Raw genomic sequence first — 23,486 nt, 5'->3', positions numbered from 1 at the left:
TCCCTCGTGCCGGGGAGTTGCGCGCAAGCGAATCTCCTCGCCGGGAGGTGAAGCGGTATCGTTGAAAGCGCCATGCGGACTTTCATTCGAAGCGTCATCGCCGTCGTCGCCGGCTTCCTGCTGATGTGGCCGCTTGGCTATGCCTATGCCGCGCTCGGCTGGCCAACGTTCCACTTGTGGGGGCTGATGCATGGCACCTTTGTCGCTGCCTGGCCTACCCTGTCGATCCTGGCATTCCTGGCACTGGGGTATCTGCCGCTTTTCCCGCGCATCGACGACGCAGCGCTTCTGATGGCCGGCCTTGTTTGGGGTCTGTTGCTGGCCACTGCTTTCAACATCCGCCACGCTCTCGGCTTTGAGATTGCCTATGGCCTGTTCAGCGTCACGGCGGTTATCGTTGCAGTACTATGCATCTTTGCCAAACACCGGCTCCGTTTGGCGCTGCTCGTGGTATCGCCGCTTGTTTTCCTGAACTTGGATCTTCTGCTGGTGCCGCCAGCGCTTGAACAACTCGTGTCTCGAGCCATCTTTGATCTCAAGCAGCTCTTGCCGCCTGTCGCCTTCTCGCTCGCGGGTTACGTGCTTGGCTCGCTCGCCCGTGTCGTGATCAAACGCTCGCCGAGAACAGCGTGATAGCCGCTCTGCAGTGACGAACAAGAACCGGAGGAATCATGAACAACGACCTCGCCGAGCTGACAGAGCTCAACCGCGATTATGTCGCTTCCGTGCAAAACTCCGACGTCAAGCGCTTCGATGAAATCCTTGCCGCCGACTTCTATTGCTCAAATCCCGACAAGACGCTGGTCGACCGCGCGACGTTTCTGAAGCAGACGGCTGTGCCGGTCACGATCAAGAATCTGACCACGCACGACGTCAAAATCCGTGTGCTCGGCGACTTCGCCATTATCCACGCCGCGACGAGCTATACGACCGCGGACGGCCAGCAGGCTCACGGGCGCTATACCGATTGCTGGGCGAAGCAGAATGGCAAGTGGCTTGCGGTGTCGGCGCACGTGTCGCGGTGAGCAAACATCCAATCCCGCGTCGTCCCTGCGAAAGCAGGGACCATAACTACTGACGCCGGTTGGGAGAGAAGCCGTCTCACCTTGTGCCCATTCCGTGGGCCGCGGCGTATGGGTCCCGGCGTTCGCCGGGACGACGGATGCAATTGCGAACTACGCCTCACGCATCAAACACGATCACGCTGCGTAGCGTCTTGCCGGCTTTCATGTTGGCAAAACCCTCGTTGATTTCGGAGAGCTTCAGCTTGGCCGAGATCCAGTCCTCCAGATGCAGCTTGCCGCGCATGTAGAATTCGACCAGGCGAGGCATGTCGACGCGGAAATGGTTGGAGCCCATCGACGAGCCCTGAATGCGGCGCTCGCGTAGGAAGTCGAAGCCGTGCAGCTCGATCTTCTGGCCGAACGGGATCATGCCGACGATGGTCGCGGTGCCGCCGGCCGCCAGCATCGCGAAGGACTGTTCGGCGGTCTCCTTGCGGCCCAGCACCTCGAAGGAGTGATGCACGCCGCCGCCGGTGAGTTCGCGCACCTGCTGCACCACATCGCCGCGGGAGGGATCGACGATGTCGGTGGCGCCGAGTTTTGTGGCCAACTGCAGCTTGGCCGGATTGGTGTCGATCGCGATGATGCGGCCGGCGCCGGCGATCGCGGCGCCATTGATCGCGGCCATGCCGACGCCGCCGCAGCCGATCACGGCCACCGTTTCGCCAGCCTGCACCTTTGCGGTGTTCACGACCGCACCATAGCCGGTGATGACGCCGCAGCCGATCAGGGCCGCGAGCTCCAACGGCATGTCCTTGCGGATTTTGACGATGGCGTTCTCGTGCACCAGCATCTGCTCGGCGAACGACGAGAGATTGAGGAACTGATGAAGCTTCTCCTCACGCGCCCAGGACAGCCGGTTCGACTGACCGGGCAGCATCTTCACGGTCGTATCAGTGCACAGCACGGTGCGGCCGGTGGTGCAGTTATCGCAGGTGCCGCAGAACACCGAAAGACACGTCACGACGTGATCGCCGGGTTTTACATAGGTGACGTCGGAGCCGACCTTTTCGACCACGCCCGCCGATTCATGCCCAAGCACGGCAGGCAGCGGGTGCGGATACAGTCCCTCCATGAAGTGCAGGTCGGAATGACAGAGGCCGGCGACGCGCGTGCGGATCAGGACCTCGCGCGGACCGGGATTCGGCACGCTGACCTCCTCTATCACCAGCGGCTGGTTGACTTCATGCAGAACGGCGGCCTTCATCGGTGCTTCCCCATCAATTCTGTTATTTTTGAACCAGTACTGGCTGCAGCCTACGCTGCGACAAGCAATTCGCCAACCTCGGCCATGCCGACGCTGCGTTCGCCGAGCAGATGGCCGGTGAGCGCGCGCTGGGCGGCATTTTCCGCAAGCCGGAACGGATCGCTCGGCGTGACGCGATGGTCGACCACCATCCGCGACAGCAACAGCCGCCTGGCGTCGCCGCGCATCTCGTGGATACGGCCGCCCTCCCAGGCCAGCGCAACGGCGCTGGCGACATGGTAGAGCAGGCTGGTGGCGCGCCGCGCATCGCCTTCATTGTCGGGCCGGCTGGCTACCTCGCGGGCAAAGCCGACCGCGCTGTCGGTCAGTTCACGTAAGCGATTGCGCCAGGCCTGCGGCACGTTGGTGCTGTCGTCGAGGCGGGCGTGCAGATCGGCCGCGAGCGCGGCGTCGGCGCCGTGGCGGCCGACCGCGCGGGTCAGCGCGTCGATTGCGACGATGTTGCCGGTGCCTTCCCAGATCGAGCCGAGATGCGCGTCGCGCAGCAGCCGCGCGGTGGCAAACTCCTCAATGTAGCCGATGCCGCCGCGCATCTCCAACGCATCGCCGCAGACTTTTCGCGCGTCGCGCGTGGCGCGGAATTTCAGCGTCGGCGTCAGGATACGCAACAAAGCCGCCGCATCCTGGCTGCCGGCTTCCGCGCGATCGAGCGCGTCAGCCGTGAGAAAACTCATCGACAGCGCCTGCTCGGTCGGCAGCATGATCTTCATCAACTGCCGCCGCGCCAGCGGCAGGTCGATGATGCGCTGCCCGAACACCACACGGTTCTTCGCCACCGTCATCGCGTCATGGTGCGCGCGCCGCATCAGCGCGGTGGACTTGACGCCATTGGACAACCGTGAGGAGTTGACCATCTCGGCCATCTGCACGAAGCCGCGGTCGAGCTTGCCGACGGCGTAGGCAATCGCGCCCTCAAACTTGATCTCGCCCGACGCCATCGAACGGGTGCCGAGCTTGTCCTTCAGGCGAACGATCCGGTACTGATTCTGCGAGCCGTCATCGAGATACCGTGGCATCAGGAACAGGCCGACGCCGCGCGTGCCGGGCCCCGCTCCTTCCGGCCGCGCCAGCAGCATCACAATCTTGGCGTCGGCATTGGAGCAGAACCATTTCTCGCCGTAGAGACGCCAGTGATCGCCTTCCTGCACGGCCCGCGTCGTCAGCGTGCCGACGTCGGAGCCGCCTTCCTTCTCGGTCATGAACTGGCCGCCCTGAGTCAACTTGCTCATGTCGGTCTGGGTCAGGCCGTCGAGATACTTTGCCTTCAACGCGTCGCTGCCGAAACTGTTAAGCAGTTTCGCGCAACCATCCGTGACGTTGATCGGACAGCCCATGCCGAATTCGGTCTGATTGAACAGGAACGTGAAGGCATGCTTGGCGACGACGGGGTATTTATCCGGCCACCCCATGATGCCCTTGCGGATCGACATCGCGTGAATGCCGAACTCGCCGAACGCGGCTTTTTCCAGCTCGCGATAGGCCGGATGATATTCGATATGTTGGATATCGCGGCCGAACTTGTCGCGCTCGTGCAGCACCGGTGTATGGCGGTCGGCAAGCCGCGCGCATTCGTCGAGATAGCCGCCGGCCAATTCGCCGAGCCGGTCGAGATGCGGCTCGATATGGCGAAACAGCGCGTCCGGCAGATGCAGGCGAAGCAGATCCGTCAACGCCGGATCGGCGCGGTAGAAATTCATCCCCGTCGTATCAGGTGCGAGCAATCCCGGCTGATTGGCTGAGGCGGCTGCACGGTCTTGCATGAGTGGATGCATTTTTGGCCCTTGTTCGTTCCGCCCGATGTTGGTCAACTATCGATAACGCGGGCGGACGTGCCGTCAACAACCATAATTGGAGGGCCGCCATGGCGGACGATTGCCAGGCGGAATCGGGTTCCTAGATTACCTAATCCCCACCATCCGAGGACTGCGCCCATGGAATTGCCAAAATACAAGATTGCCCTGATTGTTGGCGTCGGCGAGGGATTGAGCGCGTCGCTGGCGCGACTGTTCGCGCGCGAAGGCATCAAGGTTGCGCTTGCCGCGCGCAAGATCGAGAAGCTTGGCGCGCTCTGCACCGAGACCGGCGCCCGCGCCTTTGCCTGCAACGCTACCGAGGCGGAGGAGGTCGAACGTCTCTTTGGCATGGTCGAGCGCGAGATCGGCACGCCCGATCTCGTCGTCTATAATGCCAGCGGCCGCGCACGCGGCGCCTTCACCGACCTGGTTCCGGCCGAAGTTGCGAATGCGATCGCAGTCTCCGCCTTCGGCGGCTTTCTGGTGGCCCAGCAGGCGGCGACACGCATGCTGCCGAACAAGCACGGCGCGATCCTGTTCACCGGCGCCTCCGCCAGCGTGAAAGGCTATCCGCAGTCGGCGCCGTTCGCGATGGGCAAGTTTGCACTGCGCGGGCTGGCCCAAAGCATGGCGCGCGAATTGTCGCCGCAGGGCATCCATGTCGCGCATTTCGTCATCGACGGCGGCATCCGTAGCGCTGCGCGTACGGAGGTTGCCGATCGGCCGGATTCGATGCTCGATCCCGACGCGATTGCGCTGAGCTACTGGAACGTGCTGCAGCAACCGCGCAGCGCCTGGACGTGGGAAGTGGAGCTGCGGCCCTGGGTGGAGAAGTTTTGAGGCAGCCACCGCCGTCATTGCGAGCGCAGCGAAGCAATCCACCGCGCCGCATAAAGGAAGATGGATTGCTTCGTCGCTTCGCTCCTCGCAATGACAGGAATGGGGAAACCATGACCACCGAAACCAAACTCGACACCGGCACCGACGAGCTGCTCTGCGTGATCCGCGACCGCGTCGCCATCATCACGCTGAACCGCCCCGAAGCGCGCAATGCGTTCTCGGATACGCTGACGCCGGCGCTTCGCAGCATGATCAAGAGCTGCGGCGAAAATCCCGAGGTCGGAGCGCTCCTGCTCACCGGCGCGGGCACCGCGTTCTGCGCCGGCGGCAATGTGAAGGGCATGGGTGCGCATCGCCACAAGAAAAAGCTCGAAATGGCGTATGACGAGAAGGTCGCCGACCTGCAGGAGCGGCAGCGCCTGCTTACCGGCGCGCTTGCCTCGGTGCGCAAGCCGACGATTGCGGCGCTGCCCGGCCCCGCGGTCGGCGCTGGCCTCGCGCTCGCGCTGGCCTGCGATATCAGACTAGCGGCGCAATCCGCCTTCGTCTCCACCGGCTATGTCCGCGTCGCGCTCTCCGGCGATTACGGCATCGCCTGGCTGTTGACGCGGCTGGTCGGCACCTCGCGGGCGCGCGAACTGATGTTTACTGGCGACAAGATCGATGCCGCCAGATGCGAGGCGATCGGCCTCGTCAACCGCGTGGTGCCCGACGATAAGCTGCAGACTGAGGCCTTCGCGCTTGCCAGATCCATGGCCGAAGGCCCGACGCTCGCGCTGCGCTACATCAAGGACAATCTCGACGAAGCGCTCCAATTCGATTTCGCCACCGCGCGCGACCACGAGGCCGAGCGCCTCGTCCGCCTGACCACCACCGCCGATCACAAGGAGGCGGTGCAAGCCTTCATCGACAAGCGCAAGCCGGTGTTCAGGGGAAGCTAAAGTTCTTTTCCGCGGGTAGCGGAAAAATGGCCCGGTTCCGGCGCGGCCAGAACCGGGCTCAGTGGTCAAACCGCAAGCGAGGACATTGCGCGGGGAGAGACGGCGGCAAGCCGCCAACTGGCGCATGGGATTTCCTGCGGTTCGATACGAACGTGACTTTGGATATCTTTCTGGAAGCGCGTCAGCTTCCAGTCGCCGGGCGTATTGGTAAAGCCGTAGCCGGACTTGCGGGCGAGCGCGATCATGGCATCGTTGGAACGCAGCGTGTCGCCGAAGATGCGCTCGGCGCCGAACGCGGCTGCGCGGCATTCGAGGTTCTTCAACAGCGCCTTGCCGATGCCATGGCCCTGCCAGTGATCGTCGATCGACAGGCCGAGTTCGATTGCAGCAGTCTGGCTGTCGAAGGCATAGCGCGCTTCGCCGACGATGGTCTCGCGGCCGTCGACCGGCATGGTCGCGACCACACTGAACCGGTCCGCTTCGCCGACATGGATGAAGCGATCGAGTTCGGACGGCGGCAGTTCGCTGGCGGCGCCGAGGAAGCGGTTGTAACGGGAGCGCGTCGAGAGCGCGCGGAAATAGTTCTGCAGCGCCTTGGCGTCGCGCGGCTCGACGAAGCGCACGGTCACGGCCTGGCCATGCCGCGAGCGCAGCACGTCCGAATACTGCCTGAGATCGTCGAAACGCATCGTGGTCATGGCGCGCTCCCGCCGGTCCTCAATGAAAATGGCCGGCGTCCCCCAGACGAGGCGGCGCCGGCCGGCTGCTACTCAAGCCCGCCAGAACGGTTTTTCTGCCTCGTAGGCGACGTCGCTCCAGGAGACGCCGATGTCGTGCAGCTCGCGCTCGGACCACTTAGCCAGCTCGCGGCGGGACTGGTAGCGCTGCCGCCAGACATGGAGGGTCTCGGCCAATTGGCTCAAAATCCCCGGTCCATGATGATTTATCATCGATTCATGCGTGTAAGTGGACATTTTCGGCTCCTGTAGTAATCTGTTGGCGCTAATATCTGCGCTTCCGGGGCCGTTCACAAACGACACTTTGTACCGTTTCGGATGATATAAACTCATGTGAAGGGGAGAATCGGGAATGACCGGCAGACTGCCGTCGCTGAATGGTCTGCGCGCCTTCGAGGCAGCCGCCCGGCATCTGAGCTTCACCCAGGCCGCCTCCGAGCTGAACGTCACGCAGACCGCGATCAGTCACCAGATCAAGCGGCTGGAGGAAGAGCTGGGGGTTCGCCTCTTTGTCCGTCAGAACCGCTCGCTGACGCTGACGGCGGAAGCGCAGGATTACCTTCCCGGCATTCGCGCCGCCTTCAACGATCTCCGGCTCGCGACCGATCGACTGCTGCGCAAAGATGACGACCATGTGCTGACGGTGTCGACGCTGGCCTCGCTGGCCGCCAAATGGCTGCTGCCGCGCCTCACGGCCTTTCAGGAAGCGCAACCGGGGATCGACGTTCGCATCACGACCTCGATCAACCTCGTCGACTTCCAGCGCGACAAGGTCGATGCCGCGATCCGCTACGGCCGCGGCCAATGGCCTGGCGTTCGCGCCGACTGGCTGATGGCGGACGAACTCTTTCCGGTGTGCAGTCCGGCGCTGCTCAAGGGGAACAAGCCACTGAAATGCCCCGAAGACCTCCGCGATCACGTGCTGCTGCATACCAGCAACGCGAATAGCGACGACTGGCGGCTGTGGCTGACGGCGGCCGGGCTGCCGGCCGATTTTTCGAAACAGCCGGGCGTGACTTTCGACATGATCTTCATGACGGTGCAGGCCGCGATCGACGGCCTCGGCGTTGCGATGGGCCGCACCGCCTATGTGCAGGAGGACATCGCCAAGGGACGCTTGGTCGTTCCCTTCAAGATGGCTTTCCCGGTCGATGCCGGTTTCTATCTGGTCTCGCCGGCGGGTAGAGCCGATCCGCCAAAGCTCGCGGCCTTCCGGCAATGGCTGCTCGCCTCCGTTCAGAACCGCGCCTGAGCGTGCAGATATTCCGCATGGCCAGGTGCATGCGACATCGTCGCATGCGGCCATGCTGACGACTGATGCAGGCGCACGAGAGGCGTGACGCGGCCGCTGCATCAGGCTAGAAAATCGCGGGCGGATGGATTTGCCTGGCCGAGCGCCGGTTTGATTTTTGAGGCCAACAACGACAACAAGAGCGCATGGCCGATTTGACAGTCAAGTTCGATGTGCTGGTGATCGGCGGCGGCAACGCCGCTCTCTGCGCCGCCATCAGCGCCCGGCGCGCAGGTGCTTCCGTGCTGGTGCTGGAAGGCGCTCCGAAGTTCTATCGCGGCGGCAACACCCGCCACACCCGCAACATGCGCTGCGCGCACGATGCCGCGACCGACATTCTCACCGGGCCTTACACGGAAGAGGAGTTCTGGGACGATCTGTTGCGGTTGACCGGCGGTCAGACCGACGAGGAACTGGCGAAATTCATGATCAGGGAGTCCAAGGACATTCTGAACTGGATCGTCGAACAGGGCGTGCGCTGGCAACCCTCGCTCGGCGGCACGCTGAGCCTCGGCCGCACCAACTCGTTCTTCCTCGGCGGCGGACGCGCGATGCTGAACGCGCTCTATCTCACCGCGGAAAAACTCGGCGTCGAAATCGTCTACGATGCCGAGGTGATCGACCTCGATATCGAGCACGGCATGTTCCTGTCGGCGAAGCTGAAGCAGCCGATCGACGGCACGAGCGAAATCCGCGCTTCCACACTGGTCGCCGCCGCCGGCGGCTTTGAAGCCAATATCGAATGGCTGAAGGAATATTGGGGCGAGGCGGCGGACAATTTCCTGATCCGCGGCACACCCTATAACCGCGGCTCGATCCTGAAAATGCTGCTCGACAAGGGCGTGCAGGACATCGGCGATCCCACCCAATGCCACGCGGTTGCGATCGACGCTCGCGCACCGAAATTCGACGGCGGCATCATCACCCGCCACGACTCGGTCGTGTTCGGCATCGTCGTCAACAAGCACGCCGAGCGCTTCTACGACGAGGGCGAGGATATCTGGCCGAAGCGTTACGCGATCTGGGGGCGGCTTGTGGCCGCGCAACCGGACCAGATCGCCTACATTGTGTTCGATGCATCCGTTCGCAACAGTTTTATGCCGACGCTGTTTCCGCCGCTCGAGGGCGGGAGTATTGCCGAGTTGGCCACCAAGCTCGAGCTCGATCCGGCGGCGCTGGAGAAGACCATCGCCGAATTCAACGCCGCGGTTAAGCCCGGCACGTTCGATCACACCATCCTCGACGATTGCCGCACTGAAGGCATCACGCCGCCGAAGACGCATTGGGCGCGCCGGATCGAGACGCCGCCTTACCTAGCCTATCCGGTGCGGCCCGGCATCACTTTCACCTATCTCGGCACCCGCGTGAACAGGCAGGCGCGCATGGTGATGAAGGACGGCACGCCTTCGGCCAACATGTTCGCGGCCGGCGAGATCATGGCCGGCAACGTACTCGGCAAGGGCTATGCGGCCGGTATCGGGATGACCATCGGCAGCGTGTTCGGTCGGGTCGCGGGACGGGAAGCGGCGAAGAATGCGCGGAATTAGACACGCGCTCGGTTTACCTCGCCCCGCCCTTTGCGGGTAGAGGGAGAGAACAACGAAGGGAGGACTTGTGATGCGGCTTGCGATCACTACTGCTGCAGTCGTTCTGATGAACGCGACGCTGGCCCACGCCGCCGAGCCGATCGCGCTACGCGACATGGGTTCGTTCCATGTCGGCGGCCGGCTGGTCGAAATTTCAGGCAAGCCGGTAAAGGAAGTCACCTTCACCCCCGGCGGTGTGCCGGCAAAAGTCGATCCCAACGGCACCTATCAGGTCGAGCAGATGTATGTGCAGTATTTTCTGCCCGCGAACGAAAGGGGCGCCTATCCGCTTCTGATGTGGCATGGCGGCGGGCTCACCGGCGTCACCTACGAGACGACGCCCGACGGGCGCGAGGGCTGGCTGAACTATTTTCTGCGCAAGGGCTGGGCCGTCTACAATTCCGACGCGGTCGAGCGCGGCCGCGCCGGCTGGGCGCAATACCCAGATATCTTCAAGAGCGAGCCGGTATTCCTCACGACAGCCAATCCGTTCGAGCGGTTTCGGATCGGCGACGGCGTCGGCTCCTACAATCCCGATCCGGCCAAGCGGAAGCTGATGCCGGGCAGCCAGTTTCCGAACGAAGGCTACGAGAATTTCGTCAAGCAGAACGTGCCGCGCTGGACCACCACCGACGATGCCATCATCGCCGCCTATATCGCCGAGATCGACCGCGTCGGCCCTTCCGTCATCCTGTTCCACAGCCAGGCCGGCAGTTTTGGCTTCAAGGTGGCGCAGGCGCGGCCCGACAAGGTCAAGGCGCTGATTGCGATCGAGCCGGCCGGCGTCGGCGATCCCGCCAAGATCGACGTGCTGAAGAACATTCCGACGCTGATCGTCTATGGCGACTACATCGAGAAGGATTCGCGCTGGCCGAAGATTCGCGCCAACGGCCTTGCGTTTGCGGACGCGATCAAGGCGGCGGGCGGCAGCGTCGATGTCGTCGATCTGCCGCAAGCAGGCATCAAGGGCAATTCGCACATGGTGATGATGGACAAGAACAACGCCGAGGTCGCCGCCCTGATCCAGAAGTGGCTGGAGGGCAAGGGGTTGACGAAATAACCGGGTTGGCCGCGAGGGCAGGAAGCAGCACGTCATGCACGGAACGAAGATTCTGGAGGAAGCCGACCGCCTGATGACGGTCTGCAATTCCTGCCGCTATTGCGAGGGGCTCTGCGCAGTGTTTCCGGCGATGGAAATGCGCCGTGCTTTCTCCGACGGCGATCTCAATTATCTCGCCAATCTCTGCCACGCCTGCGGCGCCTGCTACACCGATTGCCAGTTCTCGCCGCCGCACGAATTCAACGTCAATGTGCCGAGGACGCTTGCGGTGGCGCGCGCGGAATCTTATGCGGCCTATGCATGGCCACGCGCTTTCGCGGGCACGTTCGCACGCAACGGACTTCTCATCAGCCTCGTTGCCGCGCTCAGCGTTGCTGCATTCATTTTCGGCTTCGCCGCTTTACACGATCGCCAGGTGCTGTTTGGCACGCATACCGGGCCGGGCGCGTTCTACAAATTGATGCCGCACAATGCGATGGCAGCCCTGTTCGGCGCGGCGTTCCTTTACGCTATCGCAGCGCTGGCGATGGGCGTGCGCGCCTTCTGGCGCGACATCGGCGAGCCCATCGGCATGAAGACCGATGCACGCGCGCTGATGCAGGCCATCCGCGACGCCGGCGAACTGCGCTATCTCGACGGCGGCGGCGTCGGCTGCTTCAACGAGGACGACCGTCCGACCGACCGCCGCCGGCTCTATCATCACCTCACCTTCTACGGTTTTGCGCTGTGCTTTGCCTCGACCTGCGTCGCAACGCTCTATCACTATCTGCTGGCGCGCGAGGCGCCGTATCCGTGGTGGGATCTGCCCGTGGTGCTCGGCACGCTCGGCGGCATCGGGCTGTTGATCGGGCCGATCGGTTTACTCGCTGAACGATGGAAGCGCGATTCCATCCTGGTCGATGAAGCGCGTTACGGCATGGATGTCGCGTTCATCGCGATGCTGCTCCTGACGAGTCTCACGGGCATGGCGCTGCTGATCTTGCGCGAGACGGCAGCGATGGGACCGCTGCTGGCGCTGCATCTCGGCGTGGTGTTTTCGCTATTCGTCACCATGCCCTATGGCAAGTTCGTGCACGGCATTTATCGTTTCGCCGCGCTGGTGCGCTATGCGATGGAGCGGCGGGAGATGGAGCATGTCTGACATCGTCATTGCGAGCCAACGGCTCAGCGGCTTCTTGTGGGCCTTCAGCGCTAGCGTCTAGCGTCAGTACCGTTCCACGATCTGATCGAGCTTCCTGCTGAGCAACCAGGACAGGCCGAGGAATGCGACCAACATCACGATACCCAGGCCCGAAGAGGCATTGTTGATCGACTTCTCCGAGAACTGACCGAAGGCATAGCCGGCCGAGACAACGGCGCCGGACCAAAGACCAGCCGCAACGAAGTTGAGCGCAAGGAAAGTCGACCAGGGCAACCGCGATATCCCGTAGGCAAACCCCGCAAGCCCGCGGATGCCGTGCGGGAAACGATGAAACAGGATCATCCAGACATAGTGACGGTCCGTCAGGCGGACGACGGTCTGCACGGGTCGTTCGAACCGCGGAAAACGATCGAGCAGGCGGGCGCCATAACGCCGCCCGATCCAGAAGCGAATGACGTCGCCGGTGAAACTGCCGAACCAGCACATCACGATGAGCGGGCCAAGACCCAGCGCACCCGAGTGCGCCGCGTAGCCCGCAAATAGCGCTAGCAGCAGGCTATGCGAGGCCGCATAGGCAAACATGAGACTGTAGGCCACATCGCCGTGTTGGCGTATGATGTCGAGGAACGAGGTGAGGTCCGTCGGAAACAGCAATGTAAGCCCGCCCAAACTGGTTCATATGAATATTCCCCCGATTAGCGGGTTCGGGTTGAACGCTAGCACTTCGAAGGACAAGGAAGCCAGTGGGCATACCCACAGCCGCCAGCTTGCACGCCGAGCGTGTTTGCAAGTGAGGCGGGCCGTACAACGGGTTAGGACGCGCACCCATTAATCGAGCTTGATCGGTGCGGCTTGATCGATGTCCACCATGCCCCGATCGCGACCAAATTCCAGAGCACAGCAAAATGACCCGATGTGCCAGAAGGAGACCTCAGCACGAAACTACTCGGCTGCCTTGGTGGATCGACTGAACTCAGCAAAACGCATTGCTGGCCTAGAGCTTCCCAAACTTCAGTTGCTTCCGAAGCTGCTGCGTCTGACCTCTCAGCGTCTCCGAAGGACTTTCTCCAAAGTGCGTGCGGTACGTGACTGAGAACCGGCCCATGTGGGTGAACCCCGTGCTCATGGCAATGTCGGTGACATTCGCTTCCGGATCGGCTCGCAGCAAGGCTTGGCGAACTTGCCTCAAGCGGGCGTTCCGTAGGTAGCGCATCGGCGAGACGCCCTTGAAATCCCTGAAGTGCATATAGAGTGTTCGGCCCGCAACGCCGGTCGCCGTAACGAGGTCGGCCACTGTGACTGCCTGGTCGAGGTGGGCTTCGATATAGTCGACCGCACGCTTCACGTCACGCGGCGCAACCGGCCTCTCGAGACGTCGCAGCGCGTTGCTGTAATTGTGGGGGTGCGACAGCAGCAGCGCGGTAATAATGAACTGCTCGAATTGGCTCATCGTCGTCGGGCTCCAGAGCACCGATCCCGCCTGTTCCAGGTCCGCGACGGCCATCAGCACGTAGCGTGCCAGGCTGCGGCCGTACCCCGCGGCGAGGTCGATGGTGGGCGCAAAGTCGAGGGGGGCGGTTGGTGGCTCGCCGAGTAGGGCGGCAAGCTGACCGGTAAGGCTGGATTTGGTCAAAGACAGTTGGATGCGGCTGCTATCGGCCTCCGATACCAGCCGACAACTCTCGCGCATCGGCGAGATGATCGTGGCGAGGTTCGGATTGCAAACGATGTTGTCATGGCCAATGGTAGCTTCAAGTTGCCCGCGAAGCGGCAGGTGGATCCAGGTGTCCGTGCGGGCGGGGCTCGGAGACAGGACGACCGATGCGCCGCCGTACTGCACGTAACCCACGTAGAAGCCCGGCATGTAAACGCCGTTGAGGCGCGCATCGAGCTGGCGGGCCTGCCGCGCTGCGATGTCGAAGCGGTAGCCTTTCGCGCGCAGAAATGCACCGGTTTCTTCCACATTGCGGCTGTGGAAGATGGGGAGCTGCTCCAGAAGCGGCGCTGTGCCAAGCTGCATGCTCGCCTCCGTGTTGATCGAACATACCACGCATACCGGGGCATGGGCACCGGGGCCGGCAATGTTCCGATCATTCTTGCAGTTTTTGGATAATGATCGTTGGTTCCCGGAGGCGATTTACGCGCCTTGCGGATAGGCCCTCGCGGCAATCGGATATCTAGCACCCAAATGCGCCAGTTAAGCTTCGCGCCCAATGGGGCGGTGCCTATCGACAGAGTGGCCCATCAAGGAGGGAAGCGTCGTGACTGCAGGGCATGTTCACAGAATAGCTCGGCGCCAATTTCTGGGTGAATCGGCTGCAGCGGCTCTGGCCGCAGCCGCGTGCGTGTCTTCGCTGCGACCGACAAGGGCAGCCGTCCATACGGTACCGGTCCACAAATCAGGCAGCCTCGAGACTCTGGTCGTAAGCGACGGCCATTTCTTCCTTCCAGCGGGCTTCCTGGTGACGCCGGACTCTCCGCCCGCCGAGCGCGAAGCCGCCCTGAACGCAGCCGGACAAACCGGCGAACAGCTCCAGCTCGTGAACACTGTCGCGGTGATCCGTAGCCAGTCCGATGTGGTCCTGGTCGACACGGGCACCGGCCCGCGCCACCAGCCCACGGCGGGAAAGCTTGCGGAGAATCTCAAAGCTGCCGGCATCCCACCTGCGGCCGTGACCAAGATCGTTCTGACCCACGGCCATCCCGACCACCTCTGGGGCATCCTCGACGCGAATGACAACCCGATCTATCCGAATGCGAGCTATCTCGTTTCGGCCGCCGAATGGAACCTTTGGGCCAGCCCGGATGTGATGCGAAGGTTGCCGCCAGTGTTGGCAACCAGCGATCGCATCATCAATGGCGCCAAGAACCATTTCTCGCACGTCAAGGACAAGATAAGGACGGTACGGGATGGCGAGGAGATCGTCAGTGGCGTCCAGGTCATCGATACGCCAGGGCATACGCAGGGCCACATCTCGGTCGAAATCGCCGGTGGGGATGGTCTCGTCGTCGTTGCGGACGCGCTTACGCACGCTGTGATCTCGTTCCAGCATCCGTCGTGGCCGGTGCCAGCCGACCATGAGCCCGATCGCGGCATCTCGACCCGCCTACGCCTGCTTGATCGACTCGTCATCGATAAGCGCCGGCTGATCGGCGCGCACCTGCCATTTCCTGGCACGGGCTTCGTCGAGCGCAAGGACGGCGCCTATCGCTTCGTTCCGACCTGAAGTTCGCGCAAAGTCACGTTGAGCGTCATCGCTTTCGGAAGGCGCAGTGAGATGACTGATCAATGGCTGTTCAAGAGCGAGACTTATGACAACTGCAACTGCGCTATGAATTGCGGTTGCCAGTTCAACTTGCCGAGTACCCACGGCTATTGTCAGTCGGCCTTCGTCGGCACCATCGTCGAGGGCCACTTCAACGATACGCCGCTCTCAGGCTTGAACTGGGCGGCGCTGTACAAGTGGCCTGGCGAAATCAAGGACGGAAACGGCCGGCGCCAGATCGTTATCGACGAGCGTGCGGATGAAGCTCAACGGATCGCGCTTGAAACGATCGTCTCAGGCGAGGCATGCGAACCATTGAGCAATCTTTTCGCCGTATTCGCGTCCACATGCTCGGAATTTTGCGAGACGTTGTTCCTGCCGATTGATCTCGATGCGGACTTGGAACTCAGAACCGCAAGGGTAGAGATACCCGGCGTCATGCGGAGCATCGGCAGGCCGAAGATCGACGAGTTTACTGGTCAACCATTCCACATTGCGCTTGCGCGTCCTAGTGGCAGTTTCGAGTTTACCTACGCAGAAGTCGGGCTAGGTACCACGTCGGTCACAGGTGACATGGAAATGGCGTTCGACGATTCATGGGCGCACTTTTGTGTTCACCACTTCAATCAGGATGGCTTGGTCAGGGAGAGATCAAGGCTCACGAAATAGCTTGGCACATGACCGCGCGCTCCCGTGAATGACGCCAGCGTTACCGTTCTGGAAGCGTGACTCCGGAGACGCTTTGAACGCTCACTCGCTGGAGACTCTGTATTGGGTCAAAAGTGGAAGTGGCGGCATTTCCAGAACATGTCGGGTTGGAAAACTCAGGACAGCTTTGCTTGATCGAGAAATGGTTTCCAGCAGAGCGCCTCACAAATCCACCACCACGTAATCGCTCTCCACCGAGACCGCGATGGTCTCTGCCACATACGGTCCCTTCACCACGGCTGATCCCGGCTCGACATTGACCGGATAGGCGCGGGCGCGGAAGCGTTTCGGGTCGCAATAGGACTGCCCGGTGCGGATGTCGAACTCCCAGCCGTGCCAGGGACAGCGGATGATTTCGCCGAGTTTTGTGTATTCGATTTCGCCGGGGTCGGAGGATTGCGCGAGGCCAATCAACGGGCCCTCGCACAGGGCCGCGCCCTGGTGCGGGCAGCGGTTCAGCAGGCCGAAGAACTCGCCCTTGATGTTGAAAATCGCGATCGGCCGGCCGTCGATGTCGAGGAATTTTCGTGTCCCCGGCGGCAATTCGTCCACCGGCGCAATGACGTGCCGAACCATCAAGAAATTCCGTACAGCTTCTTGGCGTTGCCGAGATAGAACGCTTCGCGGTTGGTATCGCTGACGCCGGCCGGCAGGACGCGCGACGGCTCATCAAAGTCCCAATGCGGGTAGTCGGTGGCGAACAGCAGCTTGTCCCAACCGATCCATTCGATGGTCTGGAACAGGTGATCGCGGCGCTCCGGATCTTCCATCGGCTGCGTCGTCCACCAGATGTGGTCGCGGATATATTCCGACGGTTTTCGCTTGAGATGCGGCACCTCGCTGTGCAGCCTCTCAAATGTCTTGTCGAGCCGCCAGCTAAGTGACGGCGCCCAGCCGAAGCCGGCCTCGATCATGACCATCTTCAGTTTCGGGTACCGCTCGAACACGCCTTCGAGCACGAGGCTCGCCAGCGCGGTCTGCTGGCACTGCGAGTGGCCGACCATCTCCTCGATGTAGAAGCTCGGCCAGCCGGACGGCGTGAGCGGATTGCCGCCGAAGCCGAAGGCGTGGACGCCGACCGGCAGCCCGATCTCGTGCGCGGCCTCGTAGATCGGCCAATAGCGGCGCTGGCCGAGCGGTTCGACATTGCGCGAGAGCAGCAGCACCTGAACGAAATTCGGATCGCCCGCGCGCTTGCGGATTTCGACGGCCGAGGCAGGACCGTCCTCATTGGGAACGACGATCGAGGCCTTCAGACGCTTGTCCTTGCTGGTCCATTTCTCGATCTGCCAGTCGTTGATCGCGGAGCAGATCGCGCCGGCCAGATCCTGGTTGCGCAGGCCCTGCCCGCTGGCGAGCGGATTGAGCACCCCGAGTGCTACATTGTAGGGATCGAGAAGCTGTTTCTGCATGAAGGACAGCGAGGAGCCCTGTGGCCCGCCTTCCGGCGGCCAGGCATCGCGGCGCGAGGCGTTGGGCTGCGCCTTCGGATAGGGCGGGCCCTCCATCATGCCGTGATAGGCCTGCTTGCCGTAGGCCTCGAGGTGTTCGTGCCAGCGTTTTGCGAGGAAGGGATAGAGTTCGGTCGCGGTCGCGCGCGCCGGATGGATATCGCAATCGGCGATCGCGGTTTTGAGGCTGACCGGTGATGCGGGCTCCGGACGGTCGCGGAACTGCACATTCATGGCGTCGTCTCCTTCGCGAATTCCAACCGGCCGTAGGTCGCGAGTGGATTATCTATCATAATCTTGCGCACCAGATCGGGCGACAATCCCGGCGGCAGCACCTCGTCGCCATCGAACTGCCAGTGCGGATAGTCGGTCGAGAATAGGAGCAATTCGTCCGACTGCATATGGTCAAACAGGCGGTTCAGGGTTGCGGGATCCGGCGGCGCATCTACCGGCTGAAGCGAGAAGCGGATGTTGCTGCGCACAATCTCCAGCGGCGCGCGATCGACCCACGGCGTTTCCATCCGAATGCCGCGCCAGAATTTGTGCAGCCGCCAGAGATAGGCCGGCAACCAGGTGAAGCCTGATTCCAGCATCACCATTTTCAGATTCGGATGGCGCGCGAACACGCCTTCGACGATCAGGCTGGTGAGCTGAGTCTGGAACGCGGTCGCTTGGGCCACGTAATCCTCGATGTGGTAGGAGCCCCAACCGATCGATGTCGGCGGGTTGTGATAGGCGCTGCCGGCATGGATGCCGACGGCCAGGCCCAACCGTTCGGCGGCGGCGTAGATCGGCCAGTAGGCGCGTTTTCCGAGCGGCATGTCGCCCATGACCAGCATCAGCACCTGGACGAAGCGCTTATCCTCAGCGCAGCGTTCGATCTCCGCGACCGACTTCTCGACGCTTTGCGTCGGGATCACGATCGAGCCGCGCAGCCGATCGTCCTTGTCGAGCCATTCTTTGGCCAGCCAGTCATTCAGCGCGCGGCAGAACGCGTCCTGCATGTCCTCGGAGAACACCATCTGCACGCCGTAGAGCGGATTACAGATGCCGAAACGAACGCCGAACCGGTCGAGCGCCTGCTTCTGCATGTCGGCCAGATCGGCGCCCGGCTTGCCCTGCGCCGGCCTCCAGTCCGGCCGCGACGAGATCGGCGAATGGGTGGGATAGGATTGCGAGACCAGATCGGTCATGCCGCGGGTCGTCACCTGGTCGCGCCAGTAGTCGTTCATGTAGGGCAACAGGCTGGTCAGATGCGGAACGGCGGGATGCAGGTCGCAGTCCACGCCACCCGCGATCGGCGACGTCATGGTGTTTCCTCGTATGGCCGCGTCGACGCAGTTGTTTGAGGCATTCAATCAGGGCGGCCCGCGTGCCGCAACTCGGCAAACGTGAACCTCCTGTGCTAGGAGGACATGACTGGCAAGTGGCTACGCGCAGGAGTTGAAATGAAAGAGCTTGTTACGATCGCCGAAAAGATCGCGACCCAAATGATCGCGCGGAAACAGACGATTTCGGTGGCGGAATCCTCTACCGGCGGGCTGATCTCGGCGGCGCTATTGTCGGTGCCGGGCGCATCGGCCTATTTCCTCGGCGGCGCCGTGGTCTATACCCGCGACGCGCGTCGGCTGCTGATGGATATCCCGGACGAGGCGATGACGGGCATCCGCTCGGCGTCCGAACCATACGCGAAATTGCTCGCCGCCCAAGTCCGCCAGCGCTTTGCGACCGACTGGGGATTGTCGGAAACCGGCGCGACGGGACCAACCGGCAACCGCTACGGCGATGCCGCGGGCCATAGCTGCATGGCGGTAGCGGGTCCGCAAAACGAAGTGTTCACGCTGGAAACTGGGAGCGGCGACCGACAGGCGAACATGCAGCAATTTGCGAGCACGGCGTTGAATTTGCTGTTGGAGAATTTGTCCAGGTGACACGTCGTCCCTGCGAACGCAGGGACCCATACGCCGCGGCGATTTTTTGAGACACGCTGTTCGACGGCTTCGGCTCAACAACCAGACCCGGTGGTTATGGGTCCCTGCGTTCGCAGGGACGACAGCACCTACGCGACAACCTCACCTCTCCCGGAACGAGCGCATCAATTGGTCGCTGAACGGCTTCATCAGATAGGAGAGCATGGTGCGGTCGCCGGTTTGCACGAAGGCTTCCACCGGCATGCCCGGGATGATCTTTACCTCGCCGAGGCGGGCGACTTCGTCCGGCGGCATCGAGACGCGGATGGTGTAGTAGCTCTGACCGGTGCGCTGGTCGGTGGTGACGTCGGCGGAGACGCGGGTCACCACGCCGTTGAGCTCCGGCGTGGTGCGCTGATTGAAGGCGGATAGCCGCAAGAGCGTCTTCTGGCCGATCTGCAGCTTGTCGATGTCCTGCGGGTTGACCTTGGCCTCGACCGAGAGATCGTCGGCCTTCGGCACGATCATCATGATGGCGTCGCCCGCGGTGATAACGCCGCCGACGGTGTGCACGGTCGACTGCAGCACCACGCCGTCCTGCGGCGCGCGGATGTCGATGCGGCGCAGTTGATCCTCCGCGGTGACCTTGCGCTCGACGAACTCGCCGATCTTGTCGTTGGTCTCGCGCAGATCCTTGGAGACTTCGCTGACGACGTCCTTGTCGACCTGGATGATCTGCAGTTCGGTTTCGGTGATCTTGCCCCTCGCCTGCGCGCGCGCGGCGATGTATTGCGCACGCTCGCCCGACAGCCGGGCGAGATCGCGCTCCAAAACCGTCAGGCGCGAGATCTGGATCAGGCGCTGCTCGTAGAGCTGACGGACGCCGATCAGCTCTTTCTCGACCAGCGCGATTTCCTTTTCCTTGGCCTGTTCTTGTGCGGTGAGGCCGGCGATTTCCTCATTGAGCTGGGCCACGCGCTCGCGCAGTTGCGATTTCTGCCCCGCGCGCCCGAACACGCGAACCTCGAACAGTTTGGTTTCGCTCGCGATGATGTCGCGGACGTCAGGGTCGTCGGCGCGATCGGAGAGCTGCGGCGGGAACTTGATCTTGTCGAGGCCGCGCTGCTCGGCTTCCAGCCGCGCCGCCCGCGCCCACAAGCCGTTCAGCGTCTTGACCACGATGGCCAAGCTCGCCTTGACCACGGTCTCGTCGAGCCGCACCACGACGTCGCCCGCCTTGACCACGTCGCCGTCGCGCACCCGGACCTCGCCGACCACGCCACCGGTCGGGTGCTGCACCTTCTTGACGTTGGAATCGACCACCACCGAACCCGGCGCGATCAGCGCGCCCGAGATCTGCACGGTCGAGGCCCAGCCGCCGAACCCGCCGGCAATGACCAGCATCAGCGCCAGACCTACGATGAGATGCGAGCGTATCGAGCGGCGCGCGCCTTTCAGGTCCGCGGTCATGATTTTTTCGCAGCTCCCGCTTCGGACACGATCTTGATCGGCGGCGGCGCCGGGACGCGCTGCAGCACCTGGCCGAGCACGGTTTCCTTGGGACCGAACGCGTGCATACGGCCGTCCTTCAAGACCAGCAATTGATCGACGGCCTCGATGCCGATCGGCCGGTGCGCCACCACAACCACGATGGCGCCGCGCTCGCGGGCGGCGCGCACGGCGCGGGTCAGCGCCTCGTCGCCCTCGCTGTCGAGATTGGAGTTCGGCTCGTCGAGCACGATCAGGAACGGATTGCCGTAGAGCGCGCGCGCCAGCGCCACGCGCTGCGCCTGACCGGCGGAGAGAGCAGCCCCCTGCTCGCCGATCTGGGTATCGTAGCCCTCGCGCATCTTGATGATCATCTCGTGCACGCCAGCCTCCTTGGCGGCGGCAATGATCGCCTCCGATTTCGCCTCGGGGTCAAAGCGGCAGATGTTCTGCGCCACGGTGCCGGCGAACAGTTCGACGTCCTGCGGCAGATAGCCGATGTGGCGGCCGAGTACGTCCGACGACCATTGGTCGAGCGCCGCGCCATCGAGCCGCACCTTGCCGCGGCCAGGTGTCCAGACGCCGACCAGCGCACGCACCAGCGACGACTTGCCGGAACCGCTCGGACCGATGACGCCGACGCCGGACCCGGCCTCGACGGCGAAGCTGACGTCCTGCACGATGACGCGCTGGTCGCCCGGCGGCACGATACTGACCGCCTCGACCGACAGCCGCTTCGTGGGCGCCTGCAACAGCGTCTGTTCATTTGCCGGCGGCATTTGCTGCAGGAGTTTTGACAGGCGATGCCAGCTCTGGCGCGCGGCGACAAAACCTTTCCAGTGGGCGATGGCGAGATCGACCGGCGCCAGCGCCCGCGCGCTCAAGATCGAGCCCGCAATGATGATGCCGGCGGTGGCTTCCTGGTGGATCACGAGGTAAGCGCCGACCGCGAGCACCGCCGATTGCAGCATCATGCGCAGGACCTTGGCGACCGCGCCGAGACCGCCGGCGATATCGCTGGCGCGCTGATTGCCTGCCAGATAGGTCTCGTTGGCCTCGCTCCAGCGCTTCATCAGCCGTCCGGACATGCCCATCGCCACCAGCACTTCGGCGTTGCGCCGGCTGGTGGCGGCGAGGTCGCTGCGCCGCGCGGCCAGCGTCATCGCCTCCTTCGCCGGCGTGCGCGACAGGAACTCGGTGATCAGCGTCAGCGTCACCAGAATGACGGCGCCGACCAAAGCGGTGACGCCGAGCAGCCAGTGGAACAGAAAGCAGATCGCCAGATAGAACGGCAGCCACGGCAGATCGAAGAACGCGCCCGGCCCCATGCTGCCGAGGAACGACCTGACATTGTCGAGATCGCGCAAGGGCTGCAGGCCTTCGTTACGGGCGCCGACCATCAGCGGCAGCCGCACCACGGTTTCGAACACGCGCGCATTGATGGCTTCGTCGAGCGCGGTTCCAATACGCCCGAGAATGCGGCCGCGGATCAGGTCGAGACCGCCCTGGGCGATGTAGAGTCCGCCAGCGAGAATCACGAGGCCGACCAGGGTGGGCACGCTGCGGCTGGGCAGCACGCGGTCGTAGACCTCCAGCATGAAAATCGAGCCGGTGAGGTACAGCAGATTGATCATGCAACTCATGACGCCAACGCCGATAAAGGCGTTGCGGCAGGCGCGCAGCGCCTCACCGAGCTCTGAACGCCGGACGCCGGGAGCGGCTGCCATAAATGCGTGTCTCGCCAAAAGGATCAGGTGACGTGCAGGTTTTACCGATGTTTTCGGACACCGTCCATTTAAGTCACGTTAACCCCGATCCAGTTCACCCCCCCATGACGCGGCCGGAGGCGGCATTCGCGTGATTGGGCAGCTAGTTTGACGGGTTCAGCCTTCGCCTGGCGCGGAAACGGCACCAGAATCACCGAATCGAGACCCGGCCGATCTCGCCGTTGGTATCGAGAAGGACGCCGCTTCCGGCGCCCAGCCCGCCCGTCGGCCGCCATCGGGCTTGCGCGCGAACGCCGACCCATTCGCCAGCAGGCCGGCGGAATGGGCGATGCCGTGGGAACGGTCCGCCGGGCCGGCGATGCTTGAGGTTGCCGAACAGGGCTTGGCGTGATGCTCGGCATGGCGCCGCTGATCAAGGCACGGCCCTTCTGCAGTGGATCGCAGATGTGGTGGCCGCGCCAAATAGCGCCGCGCTAGAACCGCCCGCCGGTCCGCAATAGCCGGACGATCAGCAGCAAGATGACGGCGCCGATGGTGGAGTAGACGATCTCGGACACCAGTCCGGTGCCGAGACGGATGCCGAGCTTGGGAAACAGCAGGCTCGCAAGCAGCGCGCCGGCGATGCCCACGAGAATATCGCCGATGATGCCAAAGCCGGTGCCGCGCACGATCTTGCCGGCGAGCCAGCCGGCCACCAGGCCGACAAACAGAATGACGAGAATGCCTTCGTTGGAAATCTGCATGTGAAGCCCCCGGGTTTGCGGCGCAGGCCGTACGACAGCCTATCCACGATTGTCCGATGTGACGAGCCGCAATCCGCGCGCCGGTCAACTGCACCTGCGAAGTGAACTTTTTTATGTCACGCGCGTTATGTCGGCATGAAACAGGGCGATATTTGGTATGTGACTTTCGGTCCGGACAAGACGGACGATACTGCGGAGAGCACGGCCCGCTCGACCCGCACCTTCAAATCTGAAATTGACGCCAAGCTGTTTGCAATGCAAATTTTGGCCAAGGGCTGGTCCGCCAGCGCCGGCACGCTCAATCCGCATCAGCCAAAGCAGGTGGTCGGGCCGTCGCAAATCGAGCAGTGGGCTGATCCCGGATTGGGTGGGTGAATCAAATCAGTGTATCGCTTCACCTCTCCCGCTTGCGGGAGAGGTCGCATCGCATCGGAGATGCGATGCGGGTGGGGCTCTCTCCATACGAAGGATGC

The 23,486-nt window shown here is 62.9% G+C and carries 24 protein-coding genes; 12 read left to right on the top strand and 12 right to left on the bottom strand.

The window, feature by feature from the left end:
* The first annotated feature begins 72 nt into the window (after positions 1-72).
* A complete protein-coding gene (locus V1278_RS06105; RefSeq protein WP_334380021.1) occupies positions 73-633 on the top strand; it encodes a hypothetical protein in 561 nt (186 codons plus the stop codon).
* Between the two features lie 38 nt (positions 634-671).
* The gene (locus V1278_RS06100) at positions 672-1,025 is read left to right on the top strand and encodes a nuclear transport factor 2 family protein (RefSeq protein WP_334380020.1); all 354 of its coding nucleotides are present in this window, start codon (positions 672-674) and stop codon (positions 1,023-1,025) included.
* 157 nt (positions 1,026-1,182) lie between these two features.
* Here the strand turns inward: V1278_RS06100 and V1278_RS06095 are convergent, their stop codons facing one another.
* Entirely contained in the window at positions 1,183-2,271 is a 1,089-nt protein-coding gene (locus tag V1278_RS06095; RefSeq protein ID WP_334365291.1) for a Zn-dependent alcohol dehydrogenase, read from the bottom strand.
* A gap of 50 nt (positions 2,272-2,321) precedes the next feature.
* Positions 2,322-4,091, bottom strand: a complete 1,770-nt coding sequence (locus tag V1278_RS06090) for an acyl-CoA dehydrogenase family protein (protein ID WP_442893681.1) — start codon at positions 4,089-4,091, stop codon at positions 2,322-2,324.
* A 171-nt stretch (positions 4,092-4,262) separates the two neighbouring features.
* Between V1278_RS06090 and V1278_RS06085 the strand changes: the two genes are divergently transcribed.
* Both V1278_RS06085 and V1278_RS06080 read left to right on the top strand, forming a co-directional pair.
* Complete coding sequence (locus V1278_RS06085) at positions 4,263-4,964, top strand: SDR family NAD(P)-dependent oxidoreductase (RefSeq protein ID WP_334380018.1); 702 nt, start codon at positions 4,263-4,265, stop codon at positions 4,962-4,964.
* 110 nt (positions 4,965-5,074) lie between these two features.
* The gene (locus V1278_RS06080; protein ID WP_334380017.1) at positions 5,075-5,905 is read left to right on the top strand and encodes an enoyl-CoA hydratase; all 831 of its coding nucleotides are present in this window, start codon (positions 5,075-5,077) and stop codon (positions 5,903-5,905) included.
* Positions 5,906-5,970: 65 nt separating this feature from the next.
* Here V1278_RS06080 and V1278_RS06075 read toward each other — a convergent pair whose 3' ends face one another.
* Entirely contained in the window at positions 5,971-6,603 is a 633-nt protein-coding gene (locus tag V1278_RS06075) for a GNAT family N-acetyltransferase (protein ID WP_334380016.1), read from the bottom strand.
* Between the two features lie 72 nt (positions 6,604-6,675).
* Positions 6,676-6,879, bottom strand: a complete 204-nt coding sequence (locus tag V1278_RS06070) for a DUF1127 domain-containing protein (RefSeq protein WP_028351757.1) — start codon at positions 6,877-6,879, stop codon at positions 6,676-6,678.
* Between the two features lie 115 nt (positions 6,880-6,994).
* On the opposite strand from V1278_RS06070, the gene V1278_RS06065 reads away from it, so the two are divergent.
* The 4 genes from V1278_RS06065 to tcuB all read left to right on the top strand — a co-directional run bounded on the left by V1278_RS06065 (position 6,995) and on the right by tcuB (position 11,720).
* Entirely contained in the window at positions 6,995-7,894 is a 900-nt protein-coding gene (locus V1278_RS06065) for a transcriptional regulator GcvA (RefSeq protein ID WP_057841145.1), read from the top strand.
* Between the two features lie 194 nt (positions 7,895-8,088).
* A complete protein-coding gene (gene tcuA, locus V1278_RS06060) occupies positions 8,089-9,480 on the top strand; it encodes an FAD-dependent tricarballylate dehydrogenase TcuA (protein WP_334384114.1) in 1,392 nt (463 codons plus the stop codon).
* Between the two features lie 67 nt (positions 9,481-9,547).
* Positions 9,548-10,579 (top strand): esterase, encoded by a 1,032-nt coding sequence (locus V1278_RS06055; protein WP_334380015.1) that lies wholly within the window; start codon positions 9,548-9,550, stop codon positions 10,577-10,579.
* A gap of 34 nt (positions 10,580-10,613) precedes the next feature.
* The gene (gene tcuB, locus V1278_RS06050; protein ID WP_334380014.1) at positions 10,614-11,720 is read left to right on the top strand and encodes a tricarballylate utilization 4Fe-4S protein TcuB; all 1,107 of its coding nucleotides are present in this window, start codon (positions 10,614-10,616) and stop codon (positions 11,718-11,720) included.
* Positions 11,721-11,783: 63 nt separating this feature from the next.
* Here tcuB and V1278_RS06045 read toward each other — a convergent pair whose 3' ends face one another.
* Positions 11,784-12,374 carry a DedA family protein gene (locus tag V1278_RS06045; protein ID WP_334365297.1) on the bottom strand — a complete coding sequence of 197 codons (591 nt, stop codon included), beginning with the start codon at positions 12,372-12,374 and terminating at the stop codon, positions 11,784-11,786.
* A gap of 340 nt (positions 12,375-12,714) precedes the next feature.
* On the bottom strand, positions 12,715-13,740 hold the full coding sequence (locus V1278_RS06040; RefSeq protein WP_334365298.1) for an AraC family transcriptional regulator: 1,026 nt from the start codon (positions 13,738-13,740) through the stop codon (positions 12,715-12,717).
* 325 nt (positions 13,741-14,065) lie between these two features.
* Between V1278_RS06040 and V1278_RS06035 the strand changes: the two genes are divergently transcribed.
* Together V1278_RS06035 and V1278_RS06030 are read left to right on the top strand one after the other, a co-directional pair.
* Positions 14,066-14,947, top strand: coding sequence for an MBL fold metallo-hydrolase (locus V1278_RS06035; protein WP_334365299.1), 882 nt, complete (start codon positions 14,066-14,068; stop codon positions 14,945-14,947).
* A gap of 51 nt (positions 14,948-14,998) precedes the next feature.
* Complete coding sequence (locus V1278_RS06030; RefSeq protein WP_334380013.1) at positions 14,999-15,655, top strand: DUF1326 domain-containing protein; 657 nt, start codon at positions 14,999-15,001, stop codon at positions 15,653-15,655.
* A gap of 201 nt (positions 15,656-15,856) precedes the next feature.
* On the opposite strand, the gene V1278_RS06025 is transcribed toward V1278_RS06030, so the two are convergent.
* From V1278_RS06025 to V1278_RS06015, 3 genes are read right to left on the bottom strand one after another with little or no spacing between them, the layout of a single operon-like run.
* Positions 15,857-16,270: a Rieske (2Fe-2S) protein gene (locus V1278_RS06025; protein ID WP_057860734.1), complete on the bottom strand. Its 414-nt coding sequence runs from the start codon at positions 16,268-16,270 to the stop codon at positions 15,857-15,859.
* On the bottom strand, positions 16,270-17,379 hold the full coding sequence (locus V1278_RS06020) for an amidohydrolase family protein (RefSeq protein ID WP_334380012.1): 1,110 nt from the start codon (positions 17,377-17,379) through the stop codon (positions 16,270-16,272). Before V1278_RS06020 ends, V1278_RS06025 begins: the two co-directional genes overlap by 1 nt.
* Positions 17,376-18,455 (bottom strand): amidohydrolase family protein, encoded by a 1,080-nt coding sequence (locus V1278_RS06015; RefSeq protein ID WP_334365302.1) that lies wholly within the window; start codon positions 18,453-18,455, stop codon positions 17,376-17,378. Before V1278_RS06015 ends, V1278_RS06020 begins: the two co-directional genes overlap by 4 nt.
* A 138-nt stretch (positions 18,456-18,593) precedes the next feature.
* Between V1278_RS06015 and V1278_RS06010 the strand changes: the two genes are divergently transcribed.
* Positions 18,594-19,076 carry a CinA family protein gene (locus V1278_RS06010; protein ID WP_334365303.1) on the top strand — a complete coding sequence of 161 codons (483 nt, stop codon included), beginning with the start codon at positions 18,594-18,596 and terminating at the stop codon, positions 19,074-19,076.
* 141 nt (positions 19,077-19,217) lie between these two features.
* On the opposite strand, the gene V1278_RS06005 is transcribed toward V1278_RS06010, so the two are convergent.
* The 3 genes from V1278_RS06005 to V1278_RS05995 all read right to left on the bottom strand — a co-directional run bounded on the left by V1278_RS06005 (position 19,218) and on the right by V1278_RS05995 (position 23,013).
* Positions 19,218-20,525 carry an HlyD family type I secretion periplasmic adaptor subunit gene (locus V1278_RS06005; RefSeq protein WP_334365304.1) on the bottom strand — a complete coding sequence of 436 codons (1,308 nt, stop codon included), beginning with the start codon at positions 20,523-20,525 and terminating at the stop codon, positions 19,218-19,220.
* Positions 20,522-22,270 carry a type I secretion system permease/ATPase gene (locus V1278_RS06000; protein WP_334365305.1) on the bottom strand — a complete coding sequence of 583 codons (1,749 nt, stop codon included), beginning with the start codon at positions 22,268-22,270 and terminating at the stop codon, positions 20,522-20,524. The genes V1278_RS06005 and V1278_RS06000 overlap by 4 nt, the downstream gene beginning before the upstream one ends.
* A gap of 473 nt (positions 22,271-22,743) precedes the next feature.
* Positions 22,744-23,013, bottom strand: coding sequence for a GlsB/YeaQ/YmgE family stress response membrane protein (locus V1278_RS05995; RefSeq protein WP_171581084.1), 270 nt, complete (start codon positions 23,011-23,013; stop codon positions 22,744-22,746).
* A gap of 135 nt (positions 23,014-23,148) precedes the next feature.
* Here V1278_RS05995 and V1278_RS05990 point away from each other — a divergent pair, with 135 nt between their 5' ends.
* Positions 23,149-23,388 carry a hypothetical protein gene (locus tag V1278_RS05990; RefSeq protein WP_334365306.1) on the top strand — a complete coding sequence of 80 codons (240 nt, stop codon included), beginning with the start codon at positions 23,149-23,151 and terminating at the stop codon, positions 23,386-23,388.
* Positions 23,389-23,486 lie beyond the last annotated feature (98 nt).

Source organism: Bradyrhizobium sp. AZCC 1577 (assembly GCF_036924575.1).
GTDB lineage: Bacteria > Pseudomonadota > Alphaproteobacteria > Rhizobiales > Xanthobacteraceae > Bradyrhizobium.
The sequence above is the reverse complement of the archived record's forward strand: the minus strand, read 5'-3'. Positions and strand labels throughout refer to the sequence as shown.

Coding starts and splice junctions, on each gene's coding strand:
- V1278_RS06020 (WP_334380012.1), bottom strand. CDS start 17,379: ATGAATGTGCAGTTCCGCGACCGTCCGGAGCCCGCATCACCGGTCAGC.
- V1278_RS05990 (WP_334365306.1), top strand. CDS start 23,149: ATGAAACAGGGCGATATTTGGTATGTGACTTTCGGTCCGGACAAGACG.
- tcuB (WP_334380014.1), top strand. CDS start 10,614: ATGCACGGAACGAAGATTCTGGAGGAAGCCGACCGCCTGATGACGGTC.
- V1278_RS06030 (WP_334380013.1), top strand. CDS start 14,999: ATGACTGATCAATGGCTGTTCAAGAGCGAGACTTATGACAACTGCAAC.
- V1278_RS06080 (WP_334380017.1), top strand. CDS start 5,075: ATGACCACCGAAACCAAACTCGACACCGGCACCGACGAGCTGCTCTGC.
- V1278_RS06040 (WP_334365298.1), bottom strand. CDS start 13,740: ATGCAGCTTGGCACAGCGCCGCTTCTGGAGCAGCTCCCCATCTTCCAC.
- V1278_RS06105 (WP_334380021.1), top strand. CDS start 73: ATGCGGACTTTCATTCGAAGCGTCATCGCCGTCGTCGCCGGCTTCCTG.
- V1278_RS06090 (WP_442893681.1), bottom strand. CDS start 4,091: ATGCAAGACCGTGCAGCCGCCTCAGCCAATCAGCCGGGATTGCTCGCA.
- V1278_RS06095 (WP_334365291.1), bottom strand. CDS start 2,271: ATGAAGGCCGCCGTTCTGCATGAAGTCAACCAGCCGCTGGTGATAGAG.
- V1278_RS06070 (WP_028351757.1), bottom strand. CDS start 6,879: ATGTCCACTTACACGCATGAATCGATGATAAATCATCATGGACCGGGG.
- V1278_RS06025 (WP_057860734.1), bottom strand. CDS start 16,270: ATGGTTCGGCACGTCATTGCGCCGGTGGACGAATTGCCGCCGGGGACA.
- V1278_RS06085 (WP_334380018.1), top strand. CDS start 4,263: ATGGAATTGCCAAAATACAAGATTGCCCTGATTGTTGGCGTCGGCGAG.
- V1278_RS06000 (WP_334365305.1), bottom strand. CDS start 22,270: ATGGCAGCCGCTCCCGGCGTCCGGCGTTCAGAGCTCGGTGAGGCGCTG.
- V1278_RS06005 (WP_334365304.1), bottom strand. CDS start 20,525: ATGACCGCGGACCTGAAAGGCGCGCGCCGCTCGATACGCTCGCATCTC.
- V1278_RS06010 (WP_334365303.1), top strand. CDS start 18,594: ATGAAAGAGCTTGTTACGATCGCCGAAAAGATCGCGACCCAAATGATC.
- V1278_RS06015 (WP_334365302.1), bottom strand. CDS start 18,455: ATGACGTCGCCGATCGCGGGTGGCGTGGACTGCGACCTGCATCCCGCC.
- V1278_RS06075 (WP_334380016.1), bottom strand. CDS start 6,603: ATGACCACGATGCGTTTCGACGATCTCAGGCAGTATTCGGACGTGCTG.
- V1278_RS05995 (WP_171581084.1), bottom strand. CDS start 23,013: ATGCAGATTTCCAACGAAGGCATTCTCGTCATTCTGTTTGTCGGCCTG.
- V1278_RS06100 (WP_334380020.1), top strand. CDS start 672: ATGAACAACGACCTCGCCGAGCTGACAGAGCTCAACCGCGATTATGTC.
- V1278_RS06065 (WP_057841145.1), top strand. CDS start 6,995: ATGACCGGCAGACTGCCGTCGCTGAATGGTCTGCGCGCCTTCGAGGCA.